General features: G+C 65.8%; 9 protein-coding genes. 2 read left to right on the top strand and 7 right to left on the bottom strand.

All coding sequences use genetic code 11. The annotated features are described in order from the left end of the window. Positions 1–107: 107 nt before the first annotated feature. The 4 genes from AX724_RS19450 to AX724_RS19435 all read right to left on the bottom strand — a co-directional run bounded on the left by AX724_RS19450 (position 108) and on the right by AX724_RS19435 (position 3,233). Positions 108–1,436 (bottom strand): M20/M25/M40 family metallo-hydrolase, encoded by a 1,329-nt coding sequence (locus AX724_RS19450; protein ID WP_066769874.1) that lies wholly within the window; start codon positions 1,434–1,436, stop codon positions 108–110. Beyond that, the gene (locus AX724_RS19445; RefSeq protein ID WP_066769871.1) at positions 1,433–1,978 is read right to left on the bottom strand and encodes a glutathione peroxidase; all 546 of its coding nucleotides are present in this window, start codon (positions 1,976–1,978) and stop codon (positions 1,433–1,435) included. The genes AX724_RS19450 and AX724_RS19445 overlap by 4 nt, the downstream gene beginning before the upstream one ends. Positions 1,979–2,018: 40 nt before the next feature. After that, positions 2,019–2,726 carry a VIT1/CCC1 transporter family protein gene (locus tag AX724_RS19440; protein WP_066769888.1) on the bottom strand — a complete coding sequence of 236 codons (708 nt, stop codon included), beginning with the start codon at positions 2,724–2,726 and terminating at the stop codon, positions 2,019–2,021. A 147-nt stretch (positions 2,727–2,873) separates the two neighbouring features. Then, positions 2,874–3,233 (bottom strand): UrcA family protein, encoded by a 360-nt coding sequence (locus AX724_RS19435; RefSeq protein ID WP_066769868.1) that lies wholly within the window; start codon positions 3,231–3,233, stop codon positions 2,874–2,876. Positions 3,234–3,536: 303 nt separating this feature from the next. On the opposite strand from AX724_RS19435, the gene AX724_RS19430 reads away from it, so the two are divergent. Further along, a complete protein-coding gene (locus tag AX724_RS19430) occupies positions 3,537–4,169 on the top strand; it encodes a glutathione S-transferase family protein (protein ID WP_066769886.1) in 633 nt (210 codons plus the stop codon). 78 nt (positions 4,170–4,247) lie between these two features. Here AX724_RS19430 and AX724_RS19425 read toward each other — a convergent pair whose 3' ends face one another. Continuing rightward, positions 4,248–4,994 carry a Bax inhibitor-1/YccA family protein gene (locus AX724_RS19425; protein ID WP_066769858.1) on the bottom strand — a complete coding sequence of 249 codons (747 nt, stop codon included), beginning with the start codon at positions 4,992–4,994 and terminating at the stop codon, positions 4,248–4,250. Between the two features lie 211 nt (positions 4,995–5,205). Between AX724_RS19425 and thpR the strand changes: the two genes are divergently transcribed. Continuing rightward, on the top strand, positions 5,206–5,748 hold the full coding sequence (gene thpR, locus AX724_RS19420; protein ID WP_066769877.1) for an RNA 2',3'-cyclic phosphodiesterase: 543 nt from the start codon (positions 5,206–5,208) through the stop codon (positions 5,746–5,748). A 120-nt stretch (positions 5,749–5,868) separates the two neighbouring features. On the opposite strand, the gene AX724_RS19415 is transcribed toward thpR, so the two are convergent. Together AX724_RS19415 and AX724_RS19405 are read right to left on the bottom strand one after the other, a co-directional pair. Next, positions 5,869–6,405, bottom strand: coding sequence for a superoxide dismutase family protein (locus AX724_RS19415; protein ID WP_066769856.1), 537 nt, complete (start codon positions 6,403–6,405; stop codon positions 5,869–5,871). Positions 6,406–6,835: 430 nt separating this feature from the next. Further along, the coding region (locus AX724_RS19405; protein WP_156448170.1) for an OmpA family protein at positions 6,836–7,187 on the bottom strand (352 nt) is incomplete at its 5' end.

The following is a 7,187-nucleotide window of genomic DNA, read 5'->3' as shown; positions in this document are numbered from 1 at the left end:
GAAGGCGGATGAGGGAGCGGGAGCATGAACCCACCCTAGCCGTTCGCTTCGAGCGAAGTCGAGAAGCGGATGCGCGTCCAGCCCTCCCGCTCAACCGGAACGGGTGCCTATTTGCGCCCCTTCTCCCCCGCCAGCCGACTCATCAGGATCGCGGCGCGCTTGGCCTGTCGCTTCATCGTGGACAGGTCGGCCTTCTCCGCCGGGCTGTGATCGCCGCTCGACGCGAGGCCAAGCCCGACCAGACCGTCCGTATCCGCCGCGACGAAAGCGATGTCGCCCGCCCCGCGCTTCAGCGGATCGAGCGCTGCCATCTCCTCCAGCCCCAGGTCGCGGTTGACGCCGTTCAGCTTGGCCAGCAGCGCGCGGTTGCCCGGCGTCGGCGGCATCGACGGATAGCCCATGTCGAACGCGATGGTCGCGCCCGTTCCGGGCAGGTGGCCCTGCTCCACGATGGCCTGCATCTTCGCTTGGACCCGCTGCGTCTGCGCCTCGCTCAGCGTGCGAAAATCGCCCTTGGCGACCGCGACGGGCGGGATGATGTTGGTCTTGCCCGTCACCGCGATGCGCACGCCGTCCTTGTCGATGTCCGCGCTCTGCCCCCCGCCGATCAATCCGACATTGAAGGTCAGGTTCGGCTCGGGCAATTCCTTGCGGAACCTCGTCACGATCCGCGCCAGCTCGTAAATCGCGCCGTCGCCCGCGCTCGCTGAAAAGATGCCGGAACTATGGCCCGACTTGCCGGTCGCCGTGACCGTCCAGCTGTTGGAGGATCGCCGCGCGATCGACCCCATATCCTTGCCGCCCTCCTGGGCCAGCCCCTCGAAATCCAGCGCCACGTCGGCCCGCTTGCCCGCCTGGATCAGGTCCGCGCGCGCGATCGTAACGGGATCGCCCGCATCCTCCTCGTCGCCGGTCAGCACCACCTCGATATTGGCGGCTTTCAGCGTCCCGGCCGCCTGCATGGCCTTGAGCGCCAGCAGCATCGTCACCACGCCGCCCTTGTCGTCGGAAACACCCGGTCCCCGCGCCCAATCTCCACCAGAAGCGCCGCTTTCCCGCACGAAGGTCTGGAACGGCGAATCCGGCTCGAACACCGTGTCCAGGTGCCCGATCAGCAGCATCTTCGTCGTGCCCGCCCTGCCCTTGTGCACGGCGATCAGGTGGCCGGCGCGCTTGGCGGCATCCATGGGCTTCCAGGTCACCGCAAAGCCCAGCGCCTCGAACTCGGGGCGCAGCATGTCCGCCACCGCGCGGACGCCCGGCAGGTTCATCGATCCGCTATTCTGGTTGACCAGCCGCTCCAGCAGCCCGACCGACGGCTCATATCCTGCCTCGACCGTCGCCTCGATCTTGCGCTCCGCCGGGCTCAATGCCGCATGGGCCATCGGCGCGCCGCCCATCAGCAGCGCGCCCACGACCATCACCCTTGCGATCATTTCGCCAGTTCCGCCTCGATCGCCGCCACCAGCGCCGGATCGTCGGGCGCGGTCGTGGGGGCGAAGCGCGCCGCCACCGTTCCATCCTTGCCGATCAGGAATTTCTCGAAATTCCACAGCACCTCCGGCTCGGGATTGGGGGTGATCCCATATCCGGCCAGCTTCTCGCGAAACGCTGCGCCCTCGCCCTGTGCATCGGGCTTCGCGCTGGTCAGCGCGGCATAGAGCGGATGCTTGTCCGGCCCGGTCACGACGATTTTCTCGAACATCGGGAAATCGACGCCGAAATTGGTGGTACAGAAGGTCGCGATCTCCTCGTTGCTGCCCGGCTCCTGCGCGCCGAAATCATTGGCGGGAAAGCCTGCGACCACCAACCCTTTGTCGCGATAGCCGGCATAGAGCTTCTCCAGCCCCTCATATTGCGGCGTCAGCCCGCATTTGGATGCGACATTGACGACCAGCACCACCTTGCCGGCATAATCGCCCAGGGTGGCGTCCGCCCCCTTGATCGTCTTGAGATGTATCTGCTGAATTTCGGCCACGGCGCAATCTCCTGGGAATCGGGATAGGCGGACCTTGGCATCAAATCGCCGCGCCGAACAGATGCCCCGCGCCCGCCGTCACCGCCATCGCCAGCGCGCCCCAGAACAGCGTGCGTGCGATCGACCGTGCCGGCCTCGCCCCGCCCAGCCGCGCCCCGATATGGCCCAGCAGGACAAGGCAGAGCAGGCTGAGGCCGACGATGCCCGCCACTGCGCCCTGTCCGGGCAGGATCGCCGCCGCCAGCACCGGCGGCGCTGCCCCGGCGGCAAAGCTGGCGGCCGACGCCATCGCCGCCTGCACCGGCCGCGCCGTCGCGATCTCCGATATGCCCAGCTCGTCGCGCGCATGCGCGCCCAGCGCGTCCGCCGCCATCAACTGCCGCGCCACCTCTCCCGCCAGGTCCGGCATCAGTCCCCGCTCGACATAGATGTCGCGCAATTCCGCCCATTCGGCGTCGGGCTGCGTCACCAGCGCCTTCTTCTCCTTGGCCAGGTCCGCGCGCTCCGTGTCCGCCTGCGCGCTCACCGACACATATTCGCCCGCCGCCATCGACATCGCCCCCGCGACCAGCGCGGCGATACCGGACAGCAGCACCGACTGCCCGCCCGCGCCCGACGCCGCGATGCCCGTCATCAGGCTGGCCGTCGACACGATCCCGTCATTCGCGCCCAGCACCGCCGCGCGCAGCCACCCCACCCGGTTCACATAATGGACGGCATGATGCGGCTGATCTGTGGCTGTAGTCATGTCGATGAAGGCTCCCGCTGTCCGTCCATCCATGACGAGCGGCGCCATCCCTGTCGAGCGGCAAGCGGCGTCTGCCCCCAACGAAAAGGGGGCGGCCCTGCGCCGCCCCCTCCGTTTTTCCTTCATCCCTGCGGATGAAAAGCGGCCTCAAAAGCCCTTGGGGCTGGCCGGCGCAATTGCGATGACGGCCGGATCGCCGGCGTAGCGCTGGCCGGTCCGCGCCTTCGCCACGGCCAGTTCGACTTGCGGCCGGGTGGATTCGAGCGCAGTGCGATAGCAGTTACGCTGCGCCTGCATCTGGCGCAGGTCGCCATGGCTCTGGCCGCCGCAAACCTCGCGCGCCGCGCGCGCGATACGGGCGTTCAGCGTGGCAAGACCCTGCTGGTGCGACAGGTCGAGACCGCCGAAATGCACTTCGCGCGAGAGACCGGCCGTGTCGGAAGGCTGGGCGATGGCGGATGTCGAGAGAGCGGCGGCCAAAGCAGCGCCGGCAAGAATAGATTTCATAAAAACTCCTGCGGTTGCACATTATATGACGAAATTAAGACCATGATTAAAAATGGTTCGTCTTGGCTACCCAGGCGGCCCTTTCTATCATCTATATATCAATGTCCACTTAAATTTATATTATACTTATGTCAAACAAGGTGATCGCAGTTACTTTACAGAAGTAAGACTGTATTTTTACAAATGGATATTTTATTGATCTATATTCAGGATTGAAAATCTACTGTGGGCCAGCAGGAAATTCCGGTGGCGTGGCGCTTCCGCCTTTGCCATGATCGGCTTTTCATGAGCGAGGATAACGCCATGCCCCATCATCTCACCTTCTACACCAACCCCATGTCGCGCGGGCAGATCGTCCGCTGGATGCTGGAGGAAGTGGGCGAACCCTATGAAACGGTCGTCCTCGATTATGCGGACGGCAGCATGAAATCGGCCGACTATCGCGCGATCAATCCGATGGGGAAAGTGCCCTCGATCGTCCATGACGGACGCGTGGTCACCGAATGCGCCGCCATCTGCGCCTATCTGGCCGACACCTTCCCGGCCGCCGGCCTCGCCCCGCCCCTGGCCGATCGCCACGCTTATTATCGCTGGCTGTTCTTCGCCGCCGGCCCGGTCGAGTCTGCCGTCACCAACCGCGCGCTCGGTTTCGTGGTGCCCGAAGGGCGGGAACGGATGGCCGGCTATGGCAGCTACGAAGAAACCGTCGCCACGCTTGAAATCGCGGTTGGCGGCGACGCCTGGATCTGCGGCGACCAATTCACCGCCGCCGACGTCTATGTCGGCGCGCAGGTCGATTGGGGCCTGTCCTTCAAGTCCATCCCTTCCTCCCCCGTGCTGGAGGCCTATGCCGCCCGTCTGCGCGAACGGCCCGCCTACAAGCGGCAGAAGGAGATAGACGGCGCGTTGATCGCCGCCATGCAGCAACAGGGCTGATCCGCCCGCGCCCTGCAAAAAGCAAAAGGCCCGGCGGATCGCTCCACCGGGCCTTTTGCTTTGGAACCTTCGCGGCGGTCAGCGGCGATCGCCGAACAGCCGCAGCAGGAACAGGAACATGTTGATGAAGTCGAGATAGAGGTTCAGCGCCCCCATCACCACCGACTTGCCCATCATGTCCGTACCCGCGACATAGGAATAGATGTTCTTGATCTTCTGCGTGTCATAGGCCGTGAGACCCGCGAACAGCAGCACGCCAACGCCGCTGATGACCAGGTTCATCGCGCTGGACTTCAGGAAGATGTTGATGAGGCTCGCGACCAGCAGGCCGACCACGCCCATGATGAGGAAGGTGCCGAAGCCCGACAGATCCTTCTTCGTCGTGTAGCCCCAGAGGCTGAGGCCCGCGAAGGCGGCGGCAGTCGCGAAGAAGGTCTGCGCGATCGACGTGCCGGTATAGACCAGGAAGATGGACGAGAGCGACAGGCCCATCACCGCCGCATAGGCCCAGAACAGCGCTTGCGCCGCAAAGGTCGACAGGCGGTTGATGCCAAAGCTCAGCACCATGACGAACACCAGCGGCGCGAACATGATGACATATTTCAGGATGCCGGGACCGGCCAGCACCTGATAGGCCATGCCGCTCGAAGCGAACAGCAGCGCGACGATGCCCGTCAGCAGCACGCCGCTCGCCATATAATTGTAAACCGACAGCATGTAACGGCGCAGCCCGGCGTCGAACGCCTCGCCACGCGCCGCGGTCGCGCCGCCAAAGCCCGGGATGCGGGCTTCCGTGCCGGGACGGGGATCGGACCAGTTGGCCATGAAAATCTTCTCCTTTGCCGGCAACTCGCGCCGGTGTTCCTATTATCGTCCCATCCGCCGCCGACTTCAAGCCCAAGCCGTATTGCCGCTTTGTTACAATCGGGTCATGTCAGGACGAGGACGCGGCGCTCTGAGCAAGCCCGCACGGGCGGCTGCCCTTCCGCCGCTCAGCGGCATGGCGAACCCGGATCGGCCATCCTATAAGGGCGCGATGCACCGCCTGTTCGTCGCCATCCGACCGCCCGCCGACCAGCGCGCCGCGCTCATCACCCTGCAAGGCGGGGTGGAGGCCGCACGGTGGCAGGATGACGAACAACTGCACATCACCCTGCGCTTCATCGGCGAAGTCGACCGGCATCGCGCAAACGACATCGCCGACGCGCTGTCCGCGATCCGCTTCACGCCCTTCGACATCCGCTTCGATGGCGTCGGACGGTTCGATCGCAAGGGCGTGGTCGATACGCTATGGGCCGGGGTCCAGCCGCGCGATCCGCTGGAACGGCTGCATCGGAAGGTCGATCGCGCCTGCGTCGCCATGGGCCTGCCGCCGGAAGGACGGGCTTACCTGCCCCATGTCACGCTGGCCCGTTTCGGCCGCACCGGCGGCTTTGTCGATCCCTTCCTCGCGCGCCATGCGGGATTTGTCGGCGCGCCCTTCCGCGTGGACGGCTTCACCCTTTATCAAAGCCATCTCGGCAACGCCGGCGCGCTCTACGAAGCGGTCAGCCACTATCCTGCCACGGCCGCAGCCTGACGCCCAAACGCTAGTGCAGTCACTGGACTGACGCTGCCCGGTGATTCCAGACCACGCGGCTCGACGGGGCGCGTCAGAACAGCCGGGCGACCATGGCCGGCCCGCGGCCTCCCCCGTCCTTCACTTCGCAGTCAGCACGCCGCAGGCCACTCGCCCGCCCGCATTGCCGGTGGGGTCGGTCACATTGTCGTCCGGCTTCGCATGGACCACGATCGCCGCGCCATCCGCGTCCAGCAGGGGCATCGCCCCGCCGCTGATCGATCCGTTCGGGACATGATATTCGATCGCGCCGCTGCCGTCCGGGCCAACCGTCATGTTGGGCATGTCGCCCATATGCATGCCGGCGGGATTATCCTTGCCGTGCTGGCGCGCGGTCGGGTTCCAGTGCCCGCCTGCGCTGGTGAAGTCCGGGCCGGTGCACTTGCCGATCGCGTGGATATGGACAGCGTGAATGCCGGGCGTCAGTCCCGTCGCGCGGACCACGACATGCAGGCCGTCGGCCGCTTGCGTCACGGTAGCGGTCCCCCGTGCGGTGCCGTCCCCCGCTGCCAGCTTCGCCGTGGCGGTGGGCGCGGCCTTGGTCTCCATCGCCGTGGCGCAGGCGGACGCGCCGGCCATGATCGGCAGGGCAGCGGCGAGGACGTGCGAAATCTTCATGAAGGCGGCTCCAGCAAGGATCGGGACTTGGCACAAACGCCGGGAAAGCGCTTTTGTTGCCGATCCGCATCGATTTGTCACGAGCCCGCTGCCCGGCCCCTAACCGTCGCGCGGCGCCGGGGGAGATCAGGCGCGAGACGCCTCACGCTCCTGCTTGCCGGGATATGCATGACCGGGCAGGAATGGCGGCAATCGGCATCGCCCCGCATCTCGCCGCCGCCCGCGCGCGTCCAGCCGACAGCCCCGTCGGCGCCTTTCGCGCCACCGGTCACGCCGCTGGCGCCGTCCGCGCCCTGCGCCGCGATGCCCCGCTCAGGAAACCGCCTGCCCGTCTATCCGCCAAAGACAATGTATCGCATCCAAAGAAAAAGGGGCCGGTCTTGCGACCAGCCCCTCATCTGTCGTCCATCCCGAAGGAGGAACGATCGGCTTACATGCCCGCGCCGGGGCCGTAGCTGATTTCCACGCGGCGGTTCTGCACTTCGCGAACGCCGTCGGCGGTTTCCACGCGGGGCTTCGATTCACCGAAGGCCTGGGTGGTCATGACGCCGTCGGGGATGCCCTTCGAAGCCAGATAGGCCTTGACCGCGTCAGCGCGGCGCTGGGACAGGCCGACGTTGTACGAGGCCGAACCCGAACGGTCAGCGTGACCGGCCAGCATGACCTGGGCGCTGCCGCAGCTGGTGTAGGCCGAAACCGCGTTGTCCAGAATGGTGGCGGCGTCAGGCGTGATGTCCGACTTGTCCCATTCGAAGAAGACAATGTACGGCCCCGGGTTGCAC

It is taken from the genome of Sphingobium sp. CCH11-B1 (genome assembly GCF_001556865.1).
Taxonomy (GTDB): domain Bacteria; phylum Pseudomonadota; class Alphaproteobacteria; order Sphingomonadales; family Sphingomonadaceae; genus Sphingobium.
Note: the sequence above shows the minus strand (reverse complement) of the source record. Positions and strands in the feature narration are given on the sequence as shown.

Coding starts and splice junctions, on each gene's coding strand:
- AX724_RS19450 (WP_066769874.1), bottom strand. CDS start 1,436: ATGATCGCAAGGGTGATGGTCGTGGGCGCGCTGCTGATGGGCGGCGCG.
- AX724_RS19440 (WP_066769888.1), bottom strand. CDS start 2,726: ATGACTACAGCCACAGATCAGCCGCATCATGCCGTCCATTATGTGAAC.
- AX724_RS19435 (WP_066769868.1), bottom strand. CDS start 3,233: ATGAAATCTATTCTTGCCGGCGCTGCTTTGGCCGCCGCTCTCTCGACA.
- AX724_RS19430 (WP_066769886.1), top strand. CDS start 3,537: ATGCCCCATCATCTCACCTTCTACACCAACCCCATGTCGCGCGGGCAG.
- AX724_RS19425 (WP_066769858.1), bottom strand. CDS start 4,994: ATGGCCAACTGGTCCGATCCCCGTCCCGGCACGGAAGCCCGCATCCCG.
- thpR (WP_066769877.1), top strand. CDS start 5,206: ATGCACCGCCTGTTCGTCGCCATCCGACCGCCCGCCGACCAGCGCGCC.
- AX724_RS19415 (WP_066769856.1), bottom strand. CDS start 6,405: ATGAAGATTTCGCACGTCCTCGCCGCTGCCCTGCCGATCATGGCCGGC.